Source organism: Lysobacter sp. 05T417, from assembly GCF_056396405.1.
The window spans coordinates 1-23545 of the sequence record NZ_JBFTLK010000004.1 but is presented as its reverse complement, the minus strand read 5'-3'; the positions used below and the strand labels follow the sequence as shown (position 1 = coordinate 23545).

21 protein-coding genes and 1 rRNA gene are annotated in these 23545 nt (G+C 67.2%); 8 read left to right on the top strand and 14 right to left on the bottom strand.

Going from position 1 to position 23545, the window contains the following annotated elements:
• Positions 1–18: 18 nt before the first annotated feature.
• The 4 genes from AC1DER_RS07985 to AC1DER_RS07970 are packed head-to-tail and all read right to left on the bottom strand — an operon-like array spanning position 19 to position 3524.
• Positions 19–942: a heme o synthase gene (locus AC1DER_RS07985; protein WP_477247255.1), complete on the bottom strand. Its 924-nt coding sequence runs from the start codon at positions 940–942 to the stop codon at positions 19–21.
• Between the two features lie 26 nt (positions 943–968).
• Positions 969–2162: a COX15/CtaA family protein gene (locus AC1DER_RS07980; protein ID WP_477247257.1), complete on the bottom strand. Its 1194-nt coding sequence runs from the start codon at positions 2160–2162 to the stop codon at positions 969–971.
• Between the two features lie 19 nt (positions 2163–2181).
• Complete coding sequence (locus AC1DER_RS07975; protein WP_477247259.1) at positions 2182–2793, bottom strand: hypothetical protein; 612 nt, start codon at positions 2791–2793, stop codon at positions 2182–2184.
• Positions 2794–2801: 8 nt separating this feature from the next.
• The gene (locus AC1DER_RS07970; RefSeq protein ID WP_477247261.1) at positions 2802–3524 is read right to left on the bottom strand and encodes an SURF1 family protein; all 723 of its coding nucleotides are present in this window, start codon (positions 3522–3524) and stop codon (positions 2802–2804) included.
• A gap of 66 nt (positions 3525–3590) precedes the next feature.
• On the opposite strand from AC1DER_RS07970, the gene AC1DER_RS07965 reads away from it, so the two are divergent.
• Entirely contained in the window at positions 3591–3809 is a 219-nt protein-coding gene (locus AC1DER_RS07965) for a twin transmembrane helix small protein (protein ID WP_441816358.1), read from the top strand.
• A gap of 127 nt (positions 3810–3936) precedes the next feature.
• Here AC1DER_RS07965 and AC1DER_RS07960 read toward each other — a convergent pair whose 3' ends face one another.
• From AC1DER_RS07960 to coxB, 5 genes are read right to left on the bottom strand one after another with little or no spacing between them, the layout of a single operon-like run.
• Positions 3937–4818, bottom strand: a complete 882-nt coding sequence (locus tag AC1DER_RS07960; RefSeq protein WP_477247263.1) for a cytochrome c oxidase subunit 3 — start codon at positions 4816–4818, stop codon at positions 3937–3939.
• 46 nt (positions 4819–4864) lie between these two features.
• On the bottom strand, positions 4865–5455 hold the full coding sequence (locus AC1DER_RS07955; RefSeq protein WP_477247265.1) for a cytochrome c oxidase assembly protein: 591 nt from the start codon (positions 5453–5455) through the stop codon (positions 4865–4867).
• The gene (locus tag AC1DER_RS07950) at positions 5452–5583 is read right to left on the bottom strand and encodes a hypothetical protein (protein ID WP_477247267.1); all 132 of its coding nucleotides are present in this window, start codon (positions 5581–5583) and stop codon (positions 5452–5454) included. The genes AC1DER_RS07955 and AC1DER_RS07950 overlap by 4 nt, the downstream gene beginning before the upstream one ends.
• A 13-nt stretch (positions 5584–5596) precedes the next feature.
• Positions 5597–7210, bottom strand: a complete 1614-nt coding sequence (ctaD, locus tag AC1DER_RS07945) for a cytochrome c oxidase subunit I (protein WP_477247269.1) — start codon at positions 7208–7210, stop codon at positions 5597–5599.
• A gap of 25 nt (positions 7211–7235) precedes the next feature.
• Positions 7236–8180, bottom strand: coding sequence for a cytochrome c oxidase subunit II (coxB, locus tag AC1DER_RS07940; protein WP_477247271.1), 945 nt, complete (start codon positions 8178–8180; stop codon positions 7236–7238).
• A 432-nt stretch (positions 8181–8612) separates the two neighbouring features.
• On the opposite strand from coxB, the gene putA reads away from it, so the two are divergent.
• A complete protein-coding gene (putA, locus tag AC1DER_RS07935) occupies positions 8613–11879 on the top strand; it encodes a bifunctional proline dehydrogenase/L-glutamate gamma-semialdehyde dehydrogenase PutA (protein ID WP_477357839.1) in 3267 nt (1088 codons plus the stop codon).
• 210 nt (positions 11880–12089) lie between these two features.
• Here the strand turns inward: putA and AC1DER_RS07930 are convergent, their stop codons facing one another.
• Entirely contained in the window at positions 12090–13469 is a 1380-nt protein-coding gene (locus tag AC1DER_RS07930) for an OmpP1/FadL family transporter (RefSeq protein ID WP_441816351.1), read from the bottom strand.
• Between the two features lie 230 nt (positions 13470–13699).
• Between AC1DER_RS07930 and AC1DER_RS07925 the strand changes: the two genes are divergently transcribed.
• Together AC1DER_RS07925 and AC1DER_RS07920 are read left to right on the top strand one after the other, a co-directional pair.
• On the top strand, positions 13700–14392 hold the full coding sequence (locus AC1DER_RS07925) for a rhomboid family intramembrane serine protease (RefSeq protein ID WP_441816350.1): 693 nt from the start codon (positions 13700–13702) through the stop codon (positions 14390–14392).
• A 134-nt stretch (positions 14393–14526) separates the two neighbouring features.
• Positions 14527–14847 carry a DUF1820 family protein gene (locus AC1DER_RS07920; RefSeq protein ID WP_441816349.1) on the top strand — a complete coding sequence of 107 codons (321 nt, stop codon included), beginning with the start codon at positions 14527–14529 and terminating at the stop codon, positions 14845–14847.
• A 45-nt stretch (positions 14848–14892) separates the two neighbouring features.
• Here the strand turns inward: AC1DER_RS07920 and AC1DER_RS07915 are convergent, their stop codons facing one another.
• The 3 genes from AC1DER_RS07915 to gpmI all read right to left on the bottom strand — a co-directional run bounded on the left by AC1DER_RS07915 (position 14893) and on the right by gpmI (position 19249).
• On the bottom strand, positions 14893–16284 hold the full coding sequence (locus AC1DER_RS07915; protein ID WP_477357836.1) for a S41 family peptidase: 1392 nt from the start codon (positions 16282–16284) through the stop codon (positions 14893–14895).
• Between the two features lie 167 nt (positions 16285–16451).
• Positions 16452–17702 (bottom strand): murein hydrolase activator EnvC family protein, encoded by a 1251-nt coding sequence (locus AC1DER_RS07910; protein WP_477357833.1) that lies wholly within the window; start codon positions 17700–17702, stop codon positions 16452–16454.
• 8 nt (positions 17703–17710) lie between these two features.
• The gene (gene gpmI, locus AC1DER_RS07905; RefSeq protein WP_477248511.1) at positions 17711–19249 is read right to left on the bottom strand and encodes a 2,3-bisphosphoglycerate-independent phosphoglycerate mutase; all 1539 of its coding nucleotides are present in this window, start codon (positions 19247–19249) and stop codon (positions 17711–17713) included.
• 200 nt (positions 19250–19449) lie between these two features.
• On the opposite strand from gpmI, the gene AC1DER_RS07900 reads away from it, so the two are divergent.
• The 4 genes from AC1DER_RS07900 (at position 19450) to AC1DER_RS07885 (ending at position 23294) form a co-directional block, all read left to right on the top strand.
• Positions 19450–20112, top strand: a complete 663-nt coding sequence (locus AC1DER_RS07900; protein WP_477357830.1) for a DUF4097 family beta strand repeat-containing protein — start codon at positions 19450–19452, stop codon at positions 20110–20112.
• 117 nt (positions 20113–20229) lie between these two features.
• Positions 20230–21978, top strand: a complete 1749-nt coding sequence (locus AC1DER_RS07895; RefSeq protein WP_477248513.1) for a M28 family metallopeptidase — start codon at positions 20230–20232, stop codon at positions 21976–21978.
• A 93-nt stretch (positions 21979–22071) separates the two neighbouring features.
• Positions 22072–22470, top strand: coding sequence for an MAPEG family protein (locus tag AC1DER_RS07890; RefSeq protein WP_477248515.1), 399 nt, complete (start codon positions 22072–22074; stop codon positions 22468–22470).
• Positions 22471–22562: 92 nt separating this feature from the next.
• A complete protein-coding gene (locus tag AC1DER_RS07885) occupies positions 22563–23294 on the top strand; it encodes a 2OG-Fe dioxygenase family protein (RefSeq protein WP_477248517.1) in 732 nt (243 codons plus the stop codon).
• A 153-nt stretch (positions 23295–23447) separates the two neighbouring features.
• Here AC1DER_RS07885 and rrf read toward each other — a convergent pair.
• Positions 23448–23545 (bottom strand): 5S ribosomal RNA (gene rrf / locus AC1DER_RS07880); the annotation flags it as partial.

The following is a 23545-nucleotide window of genomic DNA, read 5'->3' as shown; positions in this document are numbered from 1 at the left end:
GTTCGGGTGGTTGGACCCTCAGCTTAGCGGCTGCAGCTCCATTGCGGCAGCCGGCTGCAGGAGCGGCAGCAGCCAGTGGTCGAGCAGCAGGAAGGCGAACAGCGCCATCAGGTAGACGATGGAGTAGTTGAAGACCTTCATCGCGTACAGCTCGTCGGGCGGGTCCATCAGCTTCCAGGCATAGCCCAGGAACACCACGCCCAGCACCAGCGCGCCGCCCAGGTAGAACAGCCCGCTCATGCCCGCCACCCACGGCAGCACCGTCACGGCGACCAGCAGCACGGTGTAGAACAGGATCTGCCAGCGCGTGTATTCCACGCCGTGGGTGACCGGCAGCATCGGCACCATCGCGCGTGCGTAGTCGGCGCGGCGGAAGATCGCCAGCGCCCAGAAGTGCGGCGGCGTCCAGACGAAGATGATCAGCACCAGCAGCAGTGCATGCGGCCAGTCCCACTCGCCGCGCATGCCGGTGATGGCAGCCCAGCCCAGCAGCGGCGGCGCCGCGCCGGCGATGCCGCCGATGACGATGTTCTGCGGCGTGGCGCGCTTGAGGAACACGGTGTAGACCACCGCGTAGCCGATCAGCGAGGCGAAGGTCAGCAGCGCGGTGATCGTGTTGACCCACACCACCAGGATGGTCATCGACAGCGCGGCCAGGATCAGCGCGAACACCAGCGCCTGGGTCGGGGTGATCTGCCCGGCGACGATCGGGCGCCACGAGGTGCGCGCCATCTTGGCGTCGATGCGCGAGTCCAGCAACTGGTTGATCGCGGCCGCACTCGACGCCGCCAGCCAGATGCCGAGGAAGCCGAGCACCGACTCCTTCAGCGGCGGCAGGCCCGGCACCGCCAGGAACATGCCGACGATCGCGGTGAACACGATCAGCGCGACCACGCGCGGCTTGGTCAGGTCCCAGTACTGCTTGACGGTGCCGTGCGGCATGGGAGCTTGTGACTTGGGGGCGGCCATCACGGCTCCGGCGTGCGCAGGCGCGCGAGCAGCGAGACCAGTACGAACAGCAGCAGCACCGCGCCGGCGTTGTGCAGCACGGCCACGGTCAGCGGCAGGCCGAGCTTGACGTTGCCGATGCCCAGTGCGACCTGTGCCAGCGTCAGCAGGCCCAGCAGGGTTGCCCAGCCACGCATGCCCGGCGTGCGGACCAGCTTGAGCGCCAGCCACATCAGGTAGACGAACACGACCAGCGCCATCGTCCGGTGTGCTAGCTGGATGGCAATGCGTGCCTCGCCGTCGAGGATGCCGCCCTCGTAGTCGACGCCAATCCCGCGCCAGAGCACGAATGCTTCGCGGAAGTCGTGTGCCGGCATCCATTGGCCAACACACTTCGGGAAATCATTGCCGCACGCGAGCGCGGCGTAGTTCGCGCTGGTCCAGCCACCCAGCGCGATCTGCACGCCAAGCAGGACGATGCCGGCTATCACCAGCCTGCGCACCGTCACCGCTTCCGCCAGGCGGATCGGCAGGTCGGTCGCGCGCCACGCCATCCACAGCAACAGCGAGAACGTCAGCAGGCCGCCGAGCAGGTGTCCCATCACCACGATGGGCTTGAGCAGCCACGTCACCGTCCACATCCCGAGCAGGGCCTGGAAGATGATCACCGCCAGGGTGATCACGGCGACGCGGGCGAGGTCGAGGTTGCTCCAGCGCAGTGCGGCAAACAACAGGATCGCCTCGCCGGCGATCGCCAGTACCGAGGCGGCGACGTGTTCGCCGTGCATGTAAAGCGGAATGCCGATGGCGACCAGCGCCGCGGCGGCCAGCACCTGCGCGGCGCCGTAGCGGCGCTTGCGCGCGGCCAGCAGCGCCAGGGTCAGCACCAGCAGGCCCAGGGCGCCGGCGATCATGCGGTGGAACTGTTCGCGCCAGGCCTTGTGCACTTCGACCGGACGGATCGCGGTGGCGGCGTGGTCGGTGATCTCGTGCGCGACGGTCGGCCACGCGGCTCGGCCGTAGCAGGTCGGCCAGTCCGGGCAGCTCAGGCCGGCATTGGACAGGCGCACGAACGCGCCGAACACGATCACGCCCAGGGCGAGCGCGACGGCGAGCCAGGCAATGCGATGGAAATGTCGGTAGGTCGCCGGTCGAAACTGCGCCGCTCGCGGAGCGCGGTTGTCTGCAGGCTTGTGGTCCACGGCTTGGTTCATGGTTGGCGTCTAGGTGGGATCACTTCAGCTTGAGCAGCTTGGCGACATCGGCGCGCAGCCCTGCCGGATCGAAGCCGGGAGGGTAACGCAGAATGACAAAGCCGTACGGATCGACGACGTAGACGGGCAGTTCGCCGTCCTTGCCGGGCACGCGCTCGTCCAGGCGTGGCATCCCCTCGCGCAGGCGCGGATCGGGCTGCAGCAGTTTCAGCGTGGCCGGCACCGGCGCGCCCCTGGGCCATGCGCAGGTGGTCGTCGCACAGGCCCACAGCACGTGCACGTCGTCCGCATCCTTGCCGAATGTCTGCCACACCGTGTCGACGTCGTGGGCAACCTTGCGGCACTTGGCGTCGCACTCGACGGGCGCCGCGACCACGATCCGCCAGGTGCGCTCGCCGCTCTTCCATACGTACTCGCCGCCGTCGAGCAGGCGCGGCGACAGCGCACGCAGGTCGCCCGGCGGCTGCAGCAACTCGCCGTGGTTCTTGCTGCCCTGCGGACGCCAGCCGGAGAAGCGCAGCAGTCCCGCCACCAGCATGGTGCCGAAGAACAGGCCGAAGATCAGCAGGAGCAGCACGCGGTTGCGCTTGCGCTGGTGATCGTCGTGCGGATGGTGGGGGGTGTCTTGCATGTTCTGCCTCAGGCCACGCGGCGCTTGCGGAAAGTCAGGATCAGGGCGGTGACCAGCACGGCCAGGGCCAGCGCGAACCACTGGACGGCGTAGCCGCGGTGTTGCTCCGGCGGCAAGGTGTTGGCCAGCAGTGCCAGGTCGCGCTCGTATCCGATCTTCATGGCCGGATCCAGGCGCAGCACACGCGGCGCCAACGGCGCCGGGAGGCCCGTGGCCTTTTCAATCGCCGCCAAGTCGACGCGGGTCATCAGCCACGCCTCGTGATCGCGTCCGAGTGCCGGCCCCAGCGCGAGCCCGGTCGACGGCGGCGGCGCCAGCAGGCCGCGCAGTTGCAGCGTGCCTTCCGGCCGCGGAACCTGCGGCAGCTTGCGATCTCCGCCGAGCGGCAGCCAGCCCAGGTCGACCAGCAACGGACCGCCCTGCGCGGGCACGAAGACCCGGTAGGCGCGAACGCCGGCGCGGCCGTTGCGCTGCTGGTTGTCGAGCAGCAGCGCGTCGCGCGCGTCGAACTGGCCGCTGCCCGTGGCCCAGTCGTAGGTGTGGGCGCGCGCGGCACCGCCGGCAGCGGCGAGCGACTGCGGATCGCGGCGCTGCAGCACCTTCGCGGCGGCGTCGAGCATCGCCTCCTTCTCGACGGCGCGATGGGTCTGCCACAGGCCCAGGCGGACGAACAGCGCGATCACCAGCGCCGCCAGGATCCAGCCGACAACGAGGTTGCGGCGCCTGCTCACGCGCTGGCACCGTGCGGCTGCAATAATGAACGCCTCGCCCTGCCATGGAGCCGACTGGAGGCCGCCATGAACGATTCGCTCAAGACCCTGGTGGTCATTGCCTTCCTGATCGTCATTCTCTGGAACCTGGGCGCCGGCCTCTACTACATGCTCGTGGACAAGGGCGAGAGCAAGCGCACCGTCAATGCGCTGACTCGCCGCATCGCGCTGTCCATCGCGCTGATACTGCTGGTGGTGCTGGCCAACTACATGGGCTGGATCAAGTTCCACGGCGTCAGCAACTGACGCCGCGCGAACGACTCAAAACCGGCGTCCAATAAAGCAAAAGAGCGACGGCATGCCGTCGCTTTTTTGTTGGACCAGGTTTTCGACAGCGTTGGCCGATAGCGAACCCTGGTCCGTGCCGGGGTGGTTACAGCACGTAGACGAACAGGAACAGGCCGAGCCAGACCACGTCGACGAAGTGCCAGTACCAGGCCACCGCTTCGAATGCGAAGTGGTTGTCCTTGGTGAAGTGGCCCTTGAGGCAACGGAACCAGATCACCGCCAGCATGATCGTGCCCAGGGTCACGTGCGCGCCGTGGAAGCCGGTCAGCATGAAGAAGGTCGAGCCGTAGATGCCCGAGCCCAGCGTCAGGTTCAGTTCCTTGTAGGCGTGGATGTACTCCTCGGCCTGGAAGTACAGGAACAGCGAACCCAGCAGCACGGTCAGGCCGAGGAACACCAGCAGCTGCTTGCGGTGACCCGCCTTCAGCGCATGGTGGGCGACGGTGACGGTGGTGCCCGAGGTCAGCAGGATCAGGGTGTTGAGCAGCGGCAGGCCCCAGGCCGGAATGGTCTGGTAGACGCCACCGATCGCGCCCGGGCCGTTGCTCGGCCAGGCGGCGCTGAACTGCGGCCACAGCAGGGCGTTGGTCATCACGCCGTCGCCTTCGCCGCCGAGCCACGGCATCGCCAGCTGGCGGGCGTAGAACAGCGCGCCGAAGAAGGCGCCGAAGAACATCACTTCCGAGAAGATGAACCAGATCATCCCCATGCGGAACGAGGTGTCGACCTGCTTGTTGTAGTTGCCTTGCACCGACTCGCGCACGACGTCGCTGAACCAGCCGAACAGCACGCCGACCATCAGCGCGATGCCGAAGAAGAACGCCGGCTTGCCCCAGTTGCCCAGTTCCGAGAACCAGGCAGCGATGCCGATCATGGTGATGAACAGCGCGATCGAACCGAGGAACGGCCAGCGGCTGTGATGCGGCACGAAGTAGTGGCTGGCGTCTGGCGTATGGGCTTGGGCCATGGCGGCGTTCCGTCTGAGTGGTGCGATTACAGGGAAAAGGGCAGCGTCACGGTGCCGACAACGGTGCGGACGCGGCCTTCGCCGTGCCTTGCGCCCGTGCGGTGAGCGTGTCGTTCTTGAAGAAGGTGTACGAGAGGGTGATCGTCTTCACGTCGGCCGGCAGGTTCGGATCGACGATGAAACGCACCGGCATCTCGCGAACTTCACCGGCCTTGAGCGTCTGGGCGGTGAAGCAGAAGCATTCGGTCTTGCTGAAGTAACCCGAGGCGCGCGCAGGCGCGACCGACGGCACGGCCGAACCCACGATGGTGCGCTGCGCGGTGTTGCGGGCGTGGTACGTGGTCTCGTACTGCTCGCCCGGCACGACCTGCATCGTGACCTGGTTCGGCGAGAAGTCCCACGGCAGCTTCGAATTGGTGCCGCCATCGAACTGCACGGTGATCACGCGCTTGTCCGCCGGTGTCTTGGCGTCGGCGACGCCTTCGGCGGCGGTGCGCTCCAGGCGGATGCCGAAGACCTTCTCGCAGGCGATGCGGTACAGCGGCACCAGCGCGAAGGTCAGGCCGAAGGCGAAAATTGCCACCACGATCATCTTGGTGAGACCGGCGCTGTTCTTCTTGTCCTGGATGTCGCTCATTTGCCGAGCATCCCACCGAGAAGGAACAGCACGTAGATCGCGACCGCGACCACCGCCACCCACACGGCGGTGCGACGCGCCGCCTTGCGGCGCGCTGCAACGTCAGTGGGATCGGTGATCGGAGTCATGACGATCAGGACCTTAGTGCGTGATGTCGCCGTGGGCCAGGTCGCCATCCTTGATGACCGGCGGCGTGGTGAAGGTGTGGTGCGGCGCCGGGCTCGGCACGGTCCACTCCAGGCCACGCGCGGTCGGCCAGGCACGGGCTTCGGCCTGCACGCCGGCAGCCTTCGAGCGCCACAGGATGAAGGCCATCATGAACGGCGTGGCAAACATGCCGAACGCGCCAATCGAGCTCACCAGGTTCCAGTCCGCGAACACCACGTTGTAATCCGGGATGCGGCGCGGCATGCCGGCCAGGCCCAGGAAGTGCTGCGGGAAGAACAGCAGGTTGACGAAGACCATCGTCCACCAGAAGTGGAACTTGGCCATGCCTTCGTTGTACATGCGCCCGGACCACTTCGGCCACCAGTAGTACACGGCGGCGATGATCGCGAACAGCGCGCCGGTCACCAGCACGTAGTGGAAGTGCGCCACCACGAAGTAGGTGTCGTGGTACTGGAAGTCGGCAGGAACAATCGCCAGCATCAGGCCGGAGAAACCGCCGATGGTGAACAGGACCACGAACGAGATCGCCCACAGCATCGGCGGCTCGAACGAGATCGAGCCGCGCCACATCGTGGTGACCCAGTTGAACACCTTCACGCCCGTCGGCACCGCGATCAGCATGGTGGCGAACATGAAGTAGATCTCGCCACCGAGCGGCATGCCGACGGTGAACATGTGGTGCGCCCACACGATGAACGAGAGGAAGGCGATCGAGGCGGTTGCGTACACCATCGCCTGGTAGCCGAACAGCGGCTTGCGGCTGAAGGTCGGGATGATCTCCGACACGATGCCGAACGCCGGCAGGATCATGATGTAGACCTCGGGGTGACCGAAGAACCAGAAGATGTGCTGGAACATCACCGGGTCGCCGCCGCCGGCCGCGTTGAAGAACGAGGTGGCGAAGAACTTGTCGGTCAGCAGCATCGTCACCGCGCCAGCCAGCACCGGCATCACGGCGATCAGCAGGAAGGCGGTGATCAGCCAGGTCCAGCAGAAGATCGGCATCTTCAGCAGGTCGATGCCCGGGGCGCGCATGTTGAGGATGGTGGCGATGACGTTGATCGCGCCCATGATCGAGCTGATGCCCATCATGTGGATGGCGAAGATGGTGAAGGCAACGTTGTTGCCACCCTGCAGCGACAGCGGCGGGTACAGCGTCCAGCCACCGGCGGGGCCACCGCCCGGCAGGAACAGCGTCATCAGCAGCAGGGTGAAGGCGAACGGCAGGATCCAGAAGGACCAGTTGTTCATTCGCGGCAGCGCCATGTCCGGCGCGCCGATCTGCAGCGGGATCATCCAGTTGGCCAGGCCGACGAACGCCGGCATGACGCCACCGAAGATCATCACCAGCGCGTGCATCGACGTCATCTGGTTGAAGAACTCGGGGCTGAAGTGCTGCAGGCCCGGTTGCGCCAGCTCCGTCCGGATCAGCACCGACATGAACGCGCCGATGATGAACATGATGAAGCTGAAAATCAGGTACAGCGTGCCGATGTCCTTGTGGTTGGTCGAAAAGAACCAACGCTCGATGAAGCCCTGCTTGTGGGCGTGATCATCGTGATGGGTGTCAGCGTGCGTGACGGCCATGGCCTACCTCAGGATTGCGTGACGATCAGCCGGCAGCCGCGACAGCGGCGACGGCTTCGGTGTTCGGGGTGGTGCCTTCCGGCGCCGGCTGTTCAGCCGGTGCAGCGGCGGGCTCCGCAGGTGCGGCAGGCGCGGCGGGAGCCGGGGCCGGGGCGTTCTTGGCCTTCTCGGAAGCCAGCCACTGCTGGTATTCCGCCTTCGGCACGGCCTTGACCACGATCGGCATGAAGCCATGGTCCTTGCCGCACAGCTCGGCGCACTGGCCGCGGTAGATGCCTGGCTTGGAGATGTCGGTCCAGGCCTCGTTGACGATGCCCGGGATCGCGTCCTGCTTCCAACCCAGCGCCGGCACCCACCAGGCATGGATCACGTCGTCGGCGGTGATGACGAAGCGGATCTTGGTCTCGGTCGGCAGGACCAGGACGTGGTCGACGTCGAGCAGGTAGTGCGGGAGCTGGTCGACGGTCGGCACGGCCTTGCTCTGGCGCATCGCGTCGCTCTTGCGGTCCAGGCGGCTGGTGAAGGCCACGTTCTCGCCGAGGTACTCGTACTTCCACATCCACTGGTAGCCGGTGATCTTGACGGTCATCTCGGCGTTGCGGGTGTCGTACATCTTGATCAGCTTGCTGGTGGCGGGGAACGCCATCAGCACCAGCAGCACCACCGGGACCACGGTCCAGACGATCTCGAGCTTGGTCGAGTGGGTGAAGTCCTTGTCCGGCACCGCTCCCTTGGAGTGGCGGAACTTGACCATGGCCACGGCCATGGCGCCAAACACCAGGATGCCGATGACCACGCAGACCCACAGCGCGAACATGTGGGCGTCATAGGCATTGGTGGACTGGGCGGTGACGCCCTTGCCCATGTTCAGCTGCCACGGCTTGGGATCGGCCGCCTGCGCGAACGCAAGGACCGGCAGCGCCATTGCGGCGACGCCCGCTGCCCACTGCTTGAAACGACCGGCTTTCATCTGTTCGAGCCCCAGAAATATCAACTAGGTAACGTATTGGATACGGTTGCGATGTCGTGCTCCGCGGGCTGCCTCTCCCGGCACCGGCCGCGCAACACGCGGGGACCGTCCGGACGGAGGTGGCTGGCGAGCCCCTGACACTTGGTATGGGGCCCATCACGCCGGGGCAGATCGCCCCATAGCGCTACGGATAACCGGGAAATGGTATCCGCCGACCACTGCTGCGGCAACCTGCACGATGCAGTAAGCGGGCCTTGCACCTTGCAAAAACGGCTCTTTGCCGCGCTTGAGGGGCTTGCGGGCCAAAAATTCCCCAGCGCGCTCCGACTTCGGAAGGGCGCTGCCCGCCGGGGCGGGGCCACGGGCGCACGGGCCAGCGACGCCCATAGCCTCTAAACTAGTGGGCTCCCCACGGCAGTCTCCCCGGGCCCGATGACCATCAACGCTTCCCCCGCCGTCGCCAGCGACGGCCCGCCGCCGACGCGCGCGCTGCTCAGCCCCGAACTCCCGCCGGCGCCGGCTGCGCCCCGTGCCGCGATCACCGCCGGCTGGGTCCGCGACGAGGCCGGGCACGTCCGCGCCCTGCTCGAGCTCGCCCGACTGCCCGACGCCGAGCGCGACGCCGCCCAGGCCACCGCCGCGGGCATCGTCCAGCGCGTGCGTGCCCGCGCCAAGGACCAGGGCGCGATCGAGGCCTTCATGCGCCAGTACGACCTGGGCAGCGAGGAAGGCGTGCTGCTGATGTGTGTGGCCGAGGCGCTGCTGCGCATCCCCGACCAGGAGACCGCCGACAAACTCATCCGCGACAAGCTCGGCGATGCCGACTGGAAGCGGCACATGGGCCAGTCCGATTCGGTGCTGGTCAATGCCTCGACCTGGGGCCTGATGCTGACCGGGCACCTGGTCGACCTGAACGACGACACCAAGCGCGACGTCCACGGCGCCTTCAAGCGCCTGCTCGGCCGCGTCGGCGAGCCGGTGATCCGCCTGGCCGTACGCCAGGCGATGAAGATCATGGGCCACCAGTTCGTGATGGGCCGGACCATCGGCGAGGCGCTGGCGCGCTCGGTCAAGGGCGCCAATGCAAGCTACCGCTATTCGTTCGACATGCTCGGCGAAGGCGCGCTGACCACCAAGGATGCGCTGCGCTACCTGCAGGCGTACCGCGATGCGATCCACGCGATCGGCAAACATGCTTCTCCGCATCGCCAAGGCGATGCTCGGGGAAACTTCGTCGGCATCGACGTATTCGCCGCGCCTTCGATCTCGGTCAAACTCTCGGCGCTGCACCCGCGCTACGAGCATGCCAAGCGCGAACGCGTGTTTGCCGAGCTGACGCCGCGCGTGCTCGAACTGGCGCAGCTGGCCAAGTCCTACGGCATCGGCTTCACCATCGACGCCGAAGAGGCCGACCGTCTCGAGTTGTCGCTGGACGTGATCGCCGCCGCTTACGCCGATGCCTCGCTCAACGGCTGGGAAGGCTACGGCCTGGCGATCCAGGCGTACCAGAAGCGCGCGCCGGAAGTGATCACCTTCATTGCCGACCTCGCCCGCCGCCACGGCCGCCGCATCCCCGTGCGCCTGGTCAAGGGCGCGTACTGGGACAGCGAGGTCAAGCGCGCGCAGGTCGACGGCCAGCCGGGCTACCCGGTGTTCACGCGCAAGCCCAACACCGACGTCAGCTACCTCGCCAATGCGCGCTGCATGCTCGAGGCCGGCGACGCCATCTATCCGATGTTCGCCACCCACAACGCGCAGACGATCGCCACGATCCACCAGCGCGCGAAGACGATGGGCCGTGCGAAGCACTTCGAGTTCCAGAAGCTGCACGGCATGGGCGACGACCTCTACGCCGAAGTGATTCCGGCCGAACGCCTCGACGTACCGTGCCGCGTGTACGCGCCGGTCGGCAGCCATGAAGACCTGCTGCCGTACCTGGTGCGCCGCCTGCTCGAGAACGGCGCCAATTCCAGCTTCGTCAACCGCATCACCGACGAGGACATCGCCATCGATGACCTCATCCACGATCCGGTCGCCACCGTTTCCTCTTTCGACTCCATCGCGCATCCGCGCATCCCGCAGCCGGTCGATCTGTACCGCAGCTACGCGGACTCGAAACAGCATGCAGACAGGACCAATTCCATGGGCATCAACTTCGCCAACGACGACCAGCTGCGCGCACTCGCCGAGCAGGTCAACCAGGCCACCCGCAGCGACTGGCGCGCCACCCCGCTCGTGCCGGGCACGACCATCGGCGGCGCCAGCATTGCCGTGACCAACCCGGCCGACCGTCGCGAGACCGTCGGCCAGTGGCAGGCCGCCGATGCCGCAACCGTCGAGCAGGCCTTGAAGAACGCCGTCACCGCGCAGGACGCCTGGAACACGCTGCCGGCCGCCAGCCGCGCCACGATCCTCGAACACGCCGCCGACCTGCTCGAGCAGCGCATGCCGCAGTACCTGGCGCTGTGCACCAAGGAAGCCGGCAAGACCCTGCCCGACGGCGTCGCCGAAGTGCGCGAGGCGGTCGACTTCCTGCGCTACTACGGTGGCCAGGCGCGCAAGCTGTTCCAGGTCGAAGCCCTGCCGGGCCCGACCGGCGAGTCCAACACGCTGCAGCTGTCCGGCCGCGGCGTGTTCGTCTGCATCAGCCCCTGGAACTTTCCGCTGGCGATCTTTGCCGGCCAGATTGCCGCCGCGCTTGCCGCAGGCAACTCGGTCATCGCCAAGCCGGCCGAGCAGACCAACCTCATTGGCTATTACGCTGTGAAGCTGCTGCACGAGGCCGGCGTGCCCGAAGCCGTGCTGCAGTTCCTGCCCGGCGACGGCGCCACCGTCGGCGCCGCGCTCACGCGCGACCCGCGCATCGCCGGCGTCGCCTTCACCGGCTCGACCGACACCGCCCGCGCGATCAACCGCGCACTGGCCGCGCGCGATGCCGCCATCGGCGTGCTGATCGCCGAGACCGGCGGCCAGAACGCGCTGATCGCCGACTCGTCCTCGCTGCCCGAGCAGGTGGTCAAGGATGCGATCGGTTCGGCCTTCACTTCCGCCGGACAGCGCTGCTCGGCCGCGCGCGTGCTGTTCGTGCAGGAGGACATCGCCGACAAGGTGACCTCGATGCTCGCCGGCGCGATGGCCGAACTGAAGGTCGGCGACCCGGGCTTGCTGTCGACCGACGTCGGCCCGGTGATCGACGAAGACGCGCTCAAGATGCTCGTCGACCACGCCGCGCGCATGGACGTGGAAGCGACGAAGATCGGCGAAGTCGCAGTCGACAGCGACACCGCGCACGGCAGCTTCTTCGCCCCGCGCGCCTACGCGCTCAAGTCGCTGGACCAGCTGCACAAGGAAGTCTTCGGTCCGGTGCTGCACGTGATCCGCTGGAAGGCCGACCAGCTCGATGCGGTGATCGACGCGATCAACGCCACCGGTTACGGCCTGACGCTCGGCATCCACTCGCGCATCGACGAAACCATCGAGAAGATCAGCGCGCGAGTGAAGGTGGGCAACTGCTACGTCAACCGCAACCAGATCGGTGCGGTCGTCGGCGTGCAGCCCTTCGGCGGCCAGAACCTGTCCGGCACCGGCCCCAAGGCCGGCGGCCCGCACTACCTGCCGCGCTTCACTACCGAGAAGACGATCACCGTCAACACCACGGCAGCCGGCGGCAATGCCTCGCTGCTGACGCTGGGCGACTGAGGCATCGGGCGGGCTCCGGCCCGCCCATCCGCATCGACCCGTTCGTCCTGAGCGTAGCGGTCCGCATCAACCCGTTCGTCCTGAGCGTAGCGCTCCGCATCAACCCGTTCGTCCTGAGCGTAGCGCAGCGAAGTCGAAGGACAGCCCGCGCCGCGCACAAAAAAAGCCCCGCCGAAGCGGGGCTTTTTCATGCAGCAATGACGCAATGGATCAGAACTTGTAGCGTGCCGAGAAGCCCAGCAGGTCGGCGTGACCCTTGAACTCGCCCACCAGGTGGGAGCCGCTCGAGGAAACCACGTCGATGGTCGGGCTGTCGATCGAGATGTACATGTAGGCCGCATCGACGCTCAGGGCCGGCGTCGCCTGCCAGGTCACGCCAACCGAGTACAGCATGCGGTCATTGTCGGGCAAGCGCGGGGTACGGGCCTGGTCGTTGGTCGGCGTTTCGTCGCTGGCGACGCCTGCGCGGAGCGCCCAGCTGTCGTTGAGATCGTATTCGGCGCCCAGCGAATACAGCATCGTGTCTTCCCAATTGAACGCCTCGGAAGAAACCAGGGCGCCGTTGGAACGCTTGATGTTGATCGACTGCAACGACTCCCAGCCGGTCTGCTGGATGTCGGCCATCATGCGGAAGTCGTCGTTGAAGTCGTACTGCACGCTCAACGTGTCCACCGCCGGGGTGGTCAGCGCTGCGCCACCCGGACCGGAGTTGTACTGGGTGATGCCAGCAGCGCCGAACAGCGCCTGCACGGCGGCCGGCTTGGTGAACTCGATCGAGCCTTCCAGGTCATGGTCGATCTCGGAGCGGTGCGAGTAGCCGATCGAGAGCTGGTCGGTCGGACGCCACTGGGCGCCGAACAGCCAGCCGATGCCGGTGTCGTCGCCGGTCACTTCGGCGAAACCATCGTTCTTCTGCGGACCGAACGGCGCGGCAACCGGGTTGGGCGTGATGCACGCAGCAACGTTGACGCGGCAGATCGCCGAACCGAAGTCGACGGCGTTCGAAAGGGTGGCTTCGGCACGCTCGTAGATGAAGCCGACGCCCACCGAGAAGCGCTCGCTCAGCTCGATCGCGGCCGACAGCGTCAGGTCGACGGTCTTGAGGTCGGACTTGACGGCGTTGTAGCGGCCGACCCAGTCGCGGTCGTATTCGGTCTTCAGGCCGAACGGCGCGCTGATGCTGGCGCCCAGGGTGACGTACTCAAGCGAGCCGCTCAGCGGCACGACCACGGCCAGGGCCGGGACGGTCTCGAGGCTGCCCGGGTCGCCACCGTTGCCGCCGGTCAGCGGACGGGCGAGCGGGGAGCCTGCGGCTGCGGTGCCGCCGCCGGTGAAGTCGGCGGTCAGGTCGATGCCGGTGACGTCGGCCTGGACCGTGGTGGACTTGAGGTTGACCATCGCCGCCGGGTTGTTGGACACAACCGAGGCGTCGTCCTGGGCAACGGCCGTGCCGGAGTTGGCGCGGCCCATGTTCTTGACGCTGTTCTCGCGAATCTGGAAGCCGGTAGCGCCGGCCTGACCGATTGCCAGTACGCCGGTGATGCCCAGAGCCAGCGCCGACAGGCGGGTGAAGCGGTGAACGTGTTGCATGCGTGTAGTCTCCATTGGAGTATTTATGTCTTCCGCGGCCGCCATTGCCTGGCACCCGACCGAATCCGGGCGCCTGTTGCGCGCCGGAAACCCCTCCCGACGTACGACGCCGTATGCACTATAACGCGGCAGTTAACTCGAAGCTAACAAAAGCCGGCATGCCCCTCCGCACTTGCACAACGCCAAATTGCCGGCAATTCCATGACGTTGGCCACCGGGGAGCCTGAACGGTGTTCGTCTCGATCCCGACTCGCGAGCGCACGCCGGTTCGCTGGGCCACGCCAGCCCTGTTCAGCGTTCTATGGCTGTGCTTTATCGGCGTCGAACTGCTCCCCGACTCCGACCAGCGTCGCCTGCTGCTGGAATGGGGCGCGCTCTCCGGCGGCCTGACCTCGCCCGAGGAATGGTGGTCCTCGCTGCGCAGCGGCGTGCTGCTGCGCCTGTTCAGCGCCCTGTTCCTGCACGCCGACTGGGCCCACCTGCTGGGCAACCTGGTGTTCCTGCTGATCTTCGGACTGCCCGCCGAGCGCGCGATGGGGCCGTGGCGGCTGTTGATGCTGTTCCTGCTGGGCGGTGCGGTGGCCAACCTGGCCGCGGTGATCGCGATCGGCACCCCCGACCGGCTGATCATCGGCGCCAGCGGCGCGGTCTCGGCGCTGATCGGCGCCTACCTGGCGCTGTTCCCGAGCGCCAAGCTCGGCGTGGTCGTGCCGCTGGGGCTGTTCCTGCAGTTCGTGAAGGTTCCGGCGCCGTTGCTGATCGGCGTGTGGGCCCTGCTGCAGCTGCTCTTCACCTTCATCGGACCGGCGTTCGGCGCGGTTGCCTGGTCGGCGCACCTGGCCGGGTTCGCGTTCGGCGGCGCGTTCGCGCTGATCGCCCGCGCCGGCATTGCCCGGCGCCTGCGCCGCAAACGCGGTTTATAGGCGCCATCGCCCAGGCCGGCAGTTGTCAGGGCTTGAGGTGGTCCGAGCTTGAGAAGGCAACAAGCCCGCCCCATTGTGTTTGCTACTGCGACGCAATGCCGTCGCCGATCGCGAACTCCGGACACTCCCCGCGCATGGCCAAGCCCCTCTACAAGGTGACCTTCCTCAACGCCGGCAAGGTGTACGAGCTCTATGCCCGCCACGTCGGTTCCGGTTCGCTGTGGGGATTCACCGAGGTCGGTGAACTGGTGTTCGATGTGCACGAGGGCGTGGTGATCGACCCGACCGAGGAGCGCCTGCGCGACGAGTTCGGCAACACCCGCGTGCTGCACCTGCCGATGCACAGCATCGTGCGTGTCGAGGAAGTCGAGCGCAAAGGCCAGTCGGCGATCCGTGACGCGACCACCGGCGAAAAGGTGGTCACGCCGTTCCCGATGCCCGCCAAACCGCGTTGACGCAATTGCGTTGCAGGCGCCGTGCTGGCGCCTGCACGCGCGTGGCTATTGTTTCGCCGCCGGCTTGGCGTTGCTCGCCACCGGCTTCTTCAGCTCGACCAGCGCCGCGGTGATCGGCGCATCGCCGTCGAGCACGTCGCCAGCGTTGTCGCCCGGCTGGCCGTCGCCTTCTTCCCCATCGCCGCGCAGGTGGCCCGGCAGGCTCGCCTCGCTGAGGTTGCGCACGGCCTTGTCTTCGCCCTTGCCTGGATGCAGCACGACATCGGGCGTGATGCCCAGCGCCTGGATCGACTTGCCACTGGGGGTGTAATAGCGCGCGGTGGTCAGCTTGACCGAGTCGCCGTTGTCCAGCGGCAACACGGTCTGTACCGAGCCCTTGCCGAACGTGCGACTGCCGACGATGCGCGCACGCCCGTTGTCGCGAAGCGCGCCGGCGAGCACTTCGGCCGCACTGGCCGAACCGGCATCGACCAGCACCACCAGCGGCGCACCGCCGAGGCGATCGCCCGGCGTCGCCGAGAACTCGGCATCGCTGATGGCGATGCGCCCGCGCGTGCTGACGATCTTGCCGCTGTCGAGCAGGTCATCGGCGATCTGCACCGCCGAGGTCAGCAGGCCACCAGGATTGCTGCGCAGGTCGATGACCAGGCCGCGCAGCTTGCCGCCGGCCTGCGCCTTGAGCGCTTCGACCTTGGTTTCGAAATCGGCCGCGGTATCGGCCTGGAACGCGCTGATGCGGATATAGCCGTAGCCCGGCTCGAGCATCTTGCTGCGCACACTGGCGATGCGGATGGTCTCGCGCTGGATGGTGACGTCGAAGGGCTTGTCCTTGCCCTCGCGCACGATCGTCAGCGTGACCTTGCTGCCGGCCGCGCCACGCAGCGGACCGGAGTTGTCGCCTTCGTCGGGCTTGAACGGTTTGCCGTCGATGGCGGTGATGACATCGCCGGCCTTGACGCCGGCGCGCGCCGCGGGCGTGTCGTCGATCGGGGCGATCACGCGCAGGCCGCCATCGGGCTGGCGCATCAGCTCCACGCCGACGCCGTCATAGGCGCCACGCGACTGCTCTTCGAAGCTTTCCGCATCGTCCTTGTCGAGATAGACGCTGTGCGGATCGAGATCGAACAGCAGGCCGCGGATCGCCGAATGCATCAGCTTGTCGTCGCCAACCGGCTCGACGTAGGCCTGCTTGACCGCGTTGTAGACCGACACATAGCGGCGGATTTCTTCCAGCGGAACCTTGGACTCGGTGGTCTCCGCGTCAGGCGACTCGATGGGCGCCTCGGGCGCCGCGCTCGCAGGAGGCGCGCTCGCAGGAGGCGTGCTTGCAGGAGGCGTGCTTGCAGGAGGCGTGTCCTGCGCCAAGGCCGGCAAGGCGACCGCAGCCGCGAGGGCTGCACCAGCGAGAGGAGCCAGAACCAGGTGACGCAGGGACATGCACGAAACTCCGGGGCAGGACGTCAGGGACATTGACCGGCGGCGCGACCGCTCCGGGGAACGGTCGCGCGCGGGTCCATTCGCGTGTTGATTATGGACACGTTGGCACGGGGCAATGGAAGGCTTTCGTTAATCCGCCGGACGGGCGGCGGACGTGCATTCAGCCGTCAGCGCCGCAGCCAGGTGCCCGGGTTCACCGGCGCACCGTTGCGACGCAACTCGAAGTACAGCGCCGGCCGGCCCTGGCCACCGGAGTTGCCGACGCTGGCGACGGTGTCGCCGCGCTTGACGCTGGCGCCGACGTCCTTGAGCAGGGCGTCGTTGTGCGCGTACAGGCTCATGTAGCCATTGCCGTGATCGACGATCAGCAGCAGGCCGTAGCCGGTCATCCATTCGGCGTAGACCACGGTGCCGTCGGCGACCGCCTTCACCGGCGTACCGGCGCCGGCGGCAATCAGCAGGCCGTCGCTGCTGCGTCCGTCGGGCATGGTCGCGCCGAAGCCGGCCAGCAGTGAGCCCGACACCGGCCACCCCAATCCGCCGACCTGCGGCGCCGGCGCGCTGGCCACCACCACCGGCGGCTTGCGCGGCGTGGCGTCGCCGCTGCCACTGCTGCGTCGAGCCTCTTCGCGCGCGGCGCGTTCGGCCGCCGCGCGCCGCTGTGCCTCGGCCCGGGCCGCGGCCACGCGCAACTTCTTCAACAACTGCTCCAGGCCCTTGGCGTCGCGCCCGAGTGCGCGCTCGCGCGAACTGCGGTCCTTGTAGCGCTGGTCGAGCGTGGCGACCAGCGCCGCACGCTCGCTGCGATCGGACTGCAGCTCGCCAAGCTGGCTGCGCTGCTGCTGGCGGGTGCTGTCGAGCTGGCTGCGTCGCTGGACGATCTCCGCCTCGACCGCATCGAGTTCCTTGAGCTGCGCGCTCAGTTCGGTGATGCGGGCCGTGCGGTCGCGCTGCAGGTAGCCGTAGTAGGCCAGGGTACGGCTGCCTTCGGCGACGCTGTCCTGCGCCAGCAACAGCTTCAGCGGCGCGTCCTGGCCCTGCAGGTAGGCGCCGCGCAGCAACTGCGCCAGTTCCTTGCGCTGCGCCGCCATCCGCTCCTGCAGGTCCGTGCGCTGCTGCTGCAACTGCGCCAGCGATGACTGCTCGCGGGCCAGTCGCGTTTCGATATCGCGCAGGCGACGGTTGGATTCGCCGACCTTCTCATCGGCCGCGCGCAGCTTGCGCGACGCATCGCCGCGCTGGTCCTCGATCTTGCGACGCTCGTCGGCGACCGACTTCAACTCGCGCTGGATCTTCTCCAGCTTGCGTTCGGCCTCGCTGCTGCTCTGCGCGACCACGGGCATCGCCGCCATCGTGGCGACGAGGCAGGCAACGATGGCGAATGCGCGCAGCAGCCGCGTCATCGTGGTGGCGGGCATGGGTTCGATCAGCCCGCCAGCAGGCTCGTTCCGCTCATCTCGGCCGGCTTCGGCAATCCGAGCAGGTCGAGGATGGTCGGTGCGACGTCGCGCAGGGCGCCGCCGCTGCGCAGCGTCGCCGCACGTGGCCCGACGTACACGAACGGCACCGGGCCGACGGTGTGGGCGGTGTGCGGCTGACCGGTCGAGGCGTCGCGCATCATTTCCAGGTTGCCGTGGTCGGCGGTGATCAACAGTGCGCCGCCAGTGTCGCGCACGGCCTGGGTGATGGCCCCGATGGCAATGTCCACCGCTTCGGCCGCCTTGATCGCAGCGGCTATGTCGCCGGTGTGGCCAACCATGTCCGGATTGGCGATGTTGCAGATGGCGACATCGACTTCGCCGGAGTGGATCGCCGCGACCAGCCGGGCGGTGACTTCCGGGCAGCTCATTTCCGGCTGCAGGTCGTACGTGGCGACCTTCGGGCTCGGCACCAGGATGCGGGTCTCGCCCTCGTAGGGATCCTCGCGGCCGCCACTGAAAAAGAAGGTGACGTGCGCGTACTTCTCGGTCTCGGCGATTCGCAGCTGCTTGAGGCCGTTGGCGGCCAGCACTTCGCCCAGGGTGTTGCGCAGGTCGTCCGGGCCGAACGCGACCGGCGCCGGCAGGCGCGCGTCGTATTCGGTGAGGCAGACGAAACGCGACAGCGCCGGCCGGCGCGTGGCGAAGCCATCGAACGTCGGCGAGACGAACGCGGCGGTCAGCTGGCGCGCGCGGTCGGCGCGGAAGTTCATGAACACCACCGCGTCGCCATCGGCCATGGGCGCGCTGCCCTCGATCACGGTCGGCGCGACGAACTCGTCGTTCTCGCCGCGCTCGTAGGCCTGCAGCAATGCCTCGATCGGCCCGGTGGTGACGTGCTCGCTGCGCGCTTCGACCATCGCGTCCCAGGCGCGATGCAGGCGGTCCCAGCGCTGGTCGCGGTCCATTGCGTAGTAGCGACCGCTGACGCTGGCGACGCGGGCGTTGCCGAGCTTGCGGCAGACATCCTGCAGGCGCTTGAGGCTGGCTTCGGCCGACCGGGGCGGCATGTCGCGGCCGTCGAGGAAGGCATGCACGGCGACCTTGGCGACACCGGCCTGGCGGGCCAGTTCGAGCATCGCGAAGATGTGGTTCTCGTGGCTGTGGACGCCGCCGGGCGAGAGCAGACCCATCACGTGCAGGGTGCCGCCGCTGTTCTGGGCGGCGGCGCAGGCCGCGCGCAGCTCCTCGTTGCCGAAGAAGCTGCCGTCCTCGATCGCGGCATCGATCCGGGTCAGGTCCTGGTAGACGATGCGGCCAGCCCCGAGGTTCATGTGGCCCACCTCGGAGTTGCCCATCTGCCCGTCCGGCAGGCCGACGTGGCGACCCTCGGTGTGGATCAGCGTGTGCGGGGCGCTGGCCAGCAGCGCGTGCCAGTTCGGCAGGGTCGCCTGCGCCAGGGCGTTGTCGGTCGGGTCTTCACGGTGGCCCCAGCCGTCGAGGATCAGCAGGACAACGGGTTTGGGGCGCACGGAGGTGGCTGGCACGTCGGGGATTCCCTGAACTGGCTGAACTGGCTGAACTGGATCGGATGGGATGGCTCTGGAACAGCCCGGACCGGCGAAAGGTGACTTCGGGCACGGGCCGGAACCGGCACTGGCTGCGATTGTAGCGAAGCGGCGTAAACCGAATTCGCCCTGACCGCATCTCCTGCATTGAAGCCTGTCCCATTACGGAATCCCAACCGATGCGCATCCGCCCCGCTTTCGTACTCCCTCTCGCCCTGGTCCTGTCCGCCCCGGCCGCCTTCGCCGCCGAGGACATCGAAAAGGTCAATGGCAGCATCACCGTCGAGCCAGGCCAGCAGGCCGGCAAGCTCGAGACCGTCAACGGCAGCATCAAGATCGGCGCAGGCGCCCGCGCCGGCGACGCCGAGACCGTCAACGGCAGCATCAACGCCGCCGAGAACGTCCAGGTCGGCGGCCTGGAAACGGTCAACGGCAGCATCCGCGTTGGCGAGAAGTCGCGACTGGACGGCGGCCTGCAGACGGTCAACGGCGGCGTCTTCGTCGACCGCGACGGTGAAGTCCGCGGCAGCATCGAGACGGTCAACGGCGCCATCGGCCTGGTCGATACCGACGTCGGTGGCGACATCACCACCGTCAACGGCGACCTTACCGTCGGCGTGAACTCGCACGTGAAGGGCCGCATCCGCTACACCAAGCCGAGCCAGAGCTGGTTCTCATTCAACCGCCGCGACCCGAAGGTGATCATCGGACCCAATGCCGTGGTCGACGGCCCGCTGGTGTTCGAGCGCAAGGTCACCCTGTACGTGCACAGCACCGCCAAGACCGGCGCGATCAGCGGCGCCACCGCGGTGCGCTACGACGGCGCGCTGCCGCCGGAGTAAGGTCCGCCACCCAAACTGCCGCGACCGGCACGTTGCCGGCCGGCACCGGGCCCTAGAATGGAAATCCGCGCAAGGCCGCCTGACGGTCTTGCGCGGTTGGTCCATTCCGGAGGTCCCATGTCCCGCACCCCCCTGCTTACCGCCGCCATCGCCAGCGCTTTCGTCGGCGCGATGGCGCTTACGGCCTGCTCCAGGCCCGATTCTGAAGCGCCGATGGCTGCCGCACCGTCCGCTGCCCCTGCCGATGTCGGCAGCAGCCACGCGTTCGGTGATTCGATCAACGCCGCCGACTTCGCCGAACACGTCAAGACACTGGCGTCGGACGAGTTCGAAGGCCGCGCTCCCGGCAGTCCCGGCGAGGACAAGACGGTCGCCTACCTGGAAGCGCAGTTCAAGCGGATCGGCCTGCAGCCTGGCAACGGCGACAGCTATGTGCAGACCGTGCCGATGGTCGAGACCGTCGCCGACGAAGGCACCGTGCTCAAGCTCGACGTCAAGGGCCAGCCGCGCGAACTGAAGTTCGGCAGCGACATGGTGATCGGCACGCGCAGCGGCAAGAACGAAGTCAAGGTCGACGGCAGCGAACTGGTGTTCGTCGGCTATGGCGTCAACGCGCCCGAGCAGAAGTGGAACGACTACGCCGGCATCGACGTGAAGGGCAAGACCGTGGTCATGTTCGTCAACGACCCCGGCTTCCACGGACAGGATCCGAAACTGTTCGAAGGCAAGCGGATGACCTACTACGGCCGCTGGACCTACAAGTTCGAGGAAGCCGCGCGCCAGGGCGCCGCCGCCGCACTGATCATCCACGACACCGACGGCGCGTCCTACGGTTGGGACGTGGTCAAGAACTCCTGGTCGGGCGCGCAGTTCGACCTCCCGGCGAAGGACGATCCGGAACCGCGCCTGCCCGCGCAGGGATGGATCACCGCAGATGTTGCGCGCAGTCTGCTGTCCTCGCTCGGCCAGAATCTCGATGAGCTCTACAAGGCCGCCGGCAAGCCCGGCTTCAAGGCGATTGCGCTGCAGGCGAAGCTGTCGGTCGACCTGAAGAGCACGATCAGCGAGAAGTCCTCGCGCAACGTGATCGCGCGCCTGCCCGGTGCCACCCGGCCGGACGAAACCATCGTCTACATGGCGCACTGGGATCACCTGGGCAATCACGGCCACGAGGGTCACGGCGAAGCGGCCCCGAGCGGCAGCGACGACATCTACAACGGCGCCGTCGACAACGCCACCGGCGTGGCCGGCATCCTCGAGATCGCCGAAGCCTTCAGCAAGCAGCAGCCGCCGCCGGACCGCTCGCTGCTGTTCTTGGCCGTGACGCTTGAGGAGTCGGGCCTGCTCGGTTCGAAGTACTACGTCGCCCACCCGACCGCGCCACTGGACAAGACCGTGGCGGTGATCAACCTCGATGCCATGCCGGTGATCGGCAAGGCCCATGACATGACGGTGGTGGGATTCGGCAGCTCCGAGCTCGAGGACATCCTCAGGACCGTCGCCGATGGACAGAAGCGTGTGCTGCATGCCGAGGCGACGCCCGAGGACGGCTTCTACTTCCGCTCCGATCATTTCAACTTCGCCAAGGCCGGCGTCCCCTCGCTCTACGCCAAGGGCGGCGACGACCTGGTCGAGGGCGGCATGGAAGCCGGGCAGAAGGCGCAGGTCGACTACCGCGACAACCGCTACCACAAGCCCGGCGACGAGTACGACCCGGCGTGGAAGCTCGACGGCGTGATCCAGGACCTCGATGCGCTGTATGGCGTCGGCAAGACCCTGGCGGGCAACGAACAGTGGCCGAACTGGTACGAGGGCAACGCGTTCCGCGCCGCCCACGACAAACTGATGAAGCCCGCGGCGAAGTAGGCCCGCGTTGCTGCACAACGACGACGGCGCCCCGGCAGTGGGGCGCCGTTGTCATTTCGGCTACGCTGGCGTCCTGCTCAACCGGGGAATGCCATGACGCTTGTCACTGCGTACGTCTGTGTCCTGATTGCCGCCTTCCTGCCCTACCTGTGGGTGGCCGTCGCCAAGGCGAGCGGCGAGCGCTACGACAACCGCGACCCGCGCCGCTGGCAGGAGCGCCAGCAGAGCCAGCGCTCGCTGCGCGCCAACGCCGCCCAGCTCAACAGTTACGAAGCGTTCGCGCCATTCGCCGCCGGCGTGATCATGGCCCAGCTGGCTGGCGTGCCGCACACGCAGATCGGCACACTGGCCATCGTTTTCGTCGTCTTCCGCATCCTGCACGGCCTGCTGTACGTCAGCGGGCACCACATGCTGCGCAGCGCCGCCTGGGCTGGCGGCTTTGTCTGCGTGCTGTGGCTGCTGGTGCAGGCGGCACTGAACATCACTCCCTGATCGCATGGCAAGGCCGGCCCGGACGGGCCAGGCCCGCCATCGATCGACCACGCGCGGCGGCCCGATGCCGCGCCCTGCTTGCCATCCCCCGAATGCAAACAACCCGGAACACCTTCTCCGCGCTGCAGGAAACGCTGAGGCGAGACGGCTTCAGCTTTGTCGCCGGCGGCGTGATGCGCGTCTTCTTCCAACAGCGCGACGCGCTCGATGACTGGGCACAGTTCGCCGCGAGCTGGGACGATCTGGCGCCGGACGCCTACCTGGCGGCCGTCGGCCACCATCGCAGCCGGCGTTATGCCGTGTTTGCGGCTGGCAGCACCGGCAGGATCGTTCCCCAGCCGCATCAGCCGCACTACCAGAGCCGTGACTACAACAACCTCCAGGGCGGCATCGAGCGCTGGTTCGAGCCGGTCTTGCCCGAGGTCGTCGCCAGTTCCAGCCTGCGCGCGATCGTCGAGTTCTGCCGCGATTTCTACGGCGAACTGTCGCCGGAGGTGGCGGCCTGGCACATCGAACTGCACCAGTTCCGCATCGAGGCACGCCCCGGCGAACCCGGGCAACCGACGCCGGAGGGCGTTCACCGCGATGGCGTCAATTACGTGCTGGTCCTGCTGATCGATCGCCACAACATCGTCAGCGGCAAGACCACCATCCATGCCGCCGATGGCCGTGAGCTGGGGAGCTTCACGCTCACGCATCCAATGGACGCGGCGCTGGTGGACGATTCGCGCGTGTTCCACGGCGTTACCGCGGTGGAAGCGCAGGATCCGCAGCAGCCATCTCACCGCGACGTACTCGTCTTGACGCTTCGGGCGGTCGGCTGAAAGTAGTCCCTGCGAGTTGACGGCGATATTAACTTCCGCGGTATCAACTGCCGCGGCATCAACTTTGCGCGGCATTAACTTGCGCGGGCATCGACTTTCCACGCGCACAAAGAAAAACCCCCAACCTTTCGGCTGGGGGTTTTAGGGTAAAGCCCCTGGCGATGACCTACTCTTGCATGGCTTAGGCCACACTACCATCGGCGCATGTGCGTTTCACTTCCGAGTTCGGAAAGGGATCGGGTGGGACCACA

Bases quoted from the DNA above. Each gene is read 5' to 3' on its own strand.
- AC1DER_RS07930 (WP_441816351.1), bottom strand. From the start codon at position 13,469: ATGCAACACGTTCACCGCTTCACCCGCCTGTCGGCGCTGGCTCTGGGC.
- AC1DER_RS07950 (WP_477247267.1), bottom strand. From the start codon at position 5,583: ATGACTCCGATCACCGATCCCACTGACGTTGCAGCGCGCCGCAAGGCG.
- putA (WP_477357839.1), top strand. From the start codon at position 8,613: ATGACCATCAACGCTTCCCCCGCCGTCGCCAGCGACGGCCCGCCGCCG.
- AC1DER_RS07885 (WP_477248517.1), top strand. From the start codon at position 22,563: ATGCAAACAACCCGGAACACCTTCTCCGCGCTGCAGGAAACGCTGAGG.
- coxB (WP_477247271.1), bottom strand. From the start codon at position 8,180: ATGAAAGCCGGTCGTTTCAAGCAGTGGGCAGCGGGCGTCGCCGCAATG.
- AC1DER_RS07980 (WP_477247257.1), bottom strand. From the start codon at position 2,162: ATGAACCAAGCCGTGGACCACAAGCCTGCAGACAACCGCGCTCCGCGA.
- AC1DER_RS07890 (WP_477248515.1), top strand. From the start codon at position 22,072: ATGACGCTTGTCACTGCGTACGTCTGTGTCCTGATTGCCGCCTTCCTG.
- AC1DER_RS07965 (WP_441816358.1), top strand. From the start codon at position 3,591: ATGAACGATTCGCTCAAGACCCTGGTGGTCATTGCCTTCCTGATCGTC.
- AC1DER_RS07900 (WP_477357830.1), top strand. From the start codon at position 19,450: ATGCGCATCCGCCCCGCTTTCGTACTCCCTCTCGCCCTGGTCCTGTCC.
- AC1DER_RS07955 (WP_477247265.1), bottom strand. From the start codon at position 5,455: ATGAGCGACATCCAGGACAAGAAGAACAGCGCCGGTCTCACCAAGATG.
- AC1DER_RS07985 (WP_477247255.1), bottom strand. From the start codon at position 942: ATGCCGCACGGCACCGTCAAGCAGTACTGGGACCTGACCAAGCCGCGC.
- AC1DER_RS07915 (WP_477357836.1), bottom strand. From the start codon at position 16,284: ATGTCCCTGCGTCACCTGGTTCTGGCTCCTCTCGCTGGTGCAGCCCTC.
- AC1DER_RS07895 (WP_477248513.1), top strand. From the start codon at position 20,230: ATGTCCCGCACCCCCCTGCTTACCGCCGCCATCGCCAGCGCTTTCGTC.
- AC1DER_RS07960 (WP_477247263.1), bottom strand. From the start codon at position 4,818: ATGGCCCAAGCCCATACGCCAGACGCCAGCCACTACTTCGTGCCGCAT.
- AC1DER_RS07910 (WP_477357833.1), bottom strand. From the start codon at position 17,702: ATGCCCGCCACCACGATGACGCGGCTGCTGCGCGCATTCGCCATCGTT.
- ctaD (WP_477247269.1), bottom strand. From the start codon at position 7,210: ATGGCCGTCACGCACGCTGACACCCATCACGATGATCACGCCCACAAG.
- AC1DER_RS07920 (WP_441816349.1), top strand. From the start codon at position 14,527: ATGGCCAAGCCCCTCTACAAGGTGACCTTCCTCAACGCCGGCAAGGTG.
- AC1DER_RS07975 (WP_477247259.1), bottom strand. From the start codon at position 2,793: ATGCAAGACACCCCCCACCATCCGCACGACGATCACCAGCGCAAGCGC.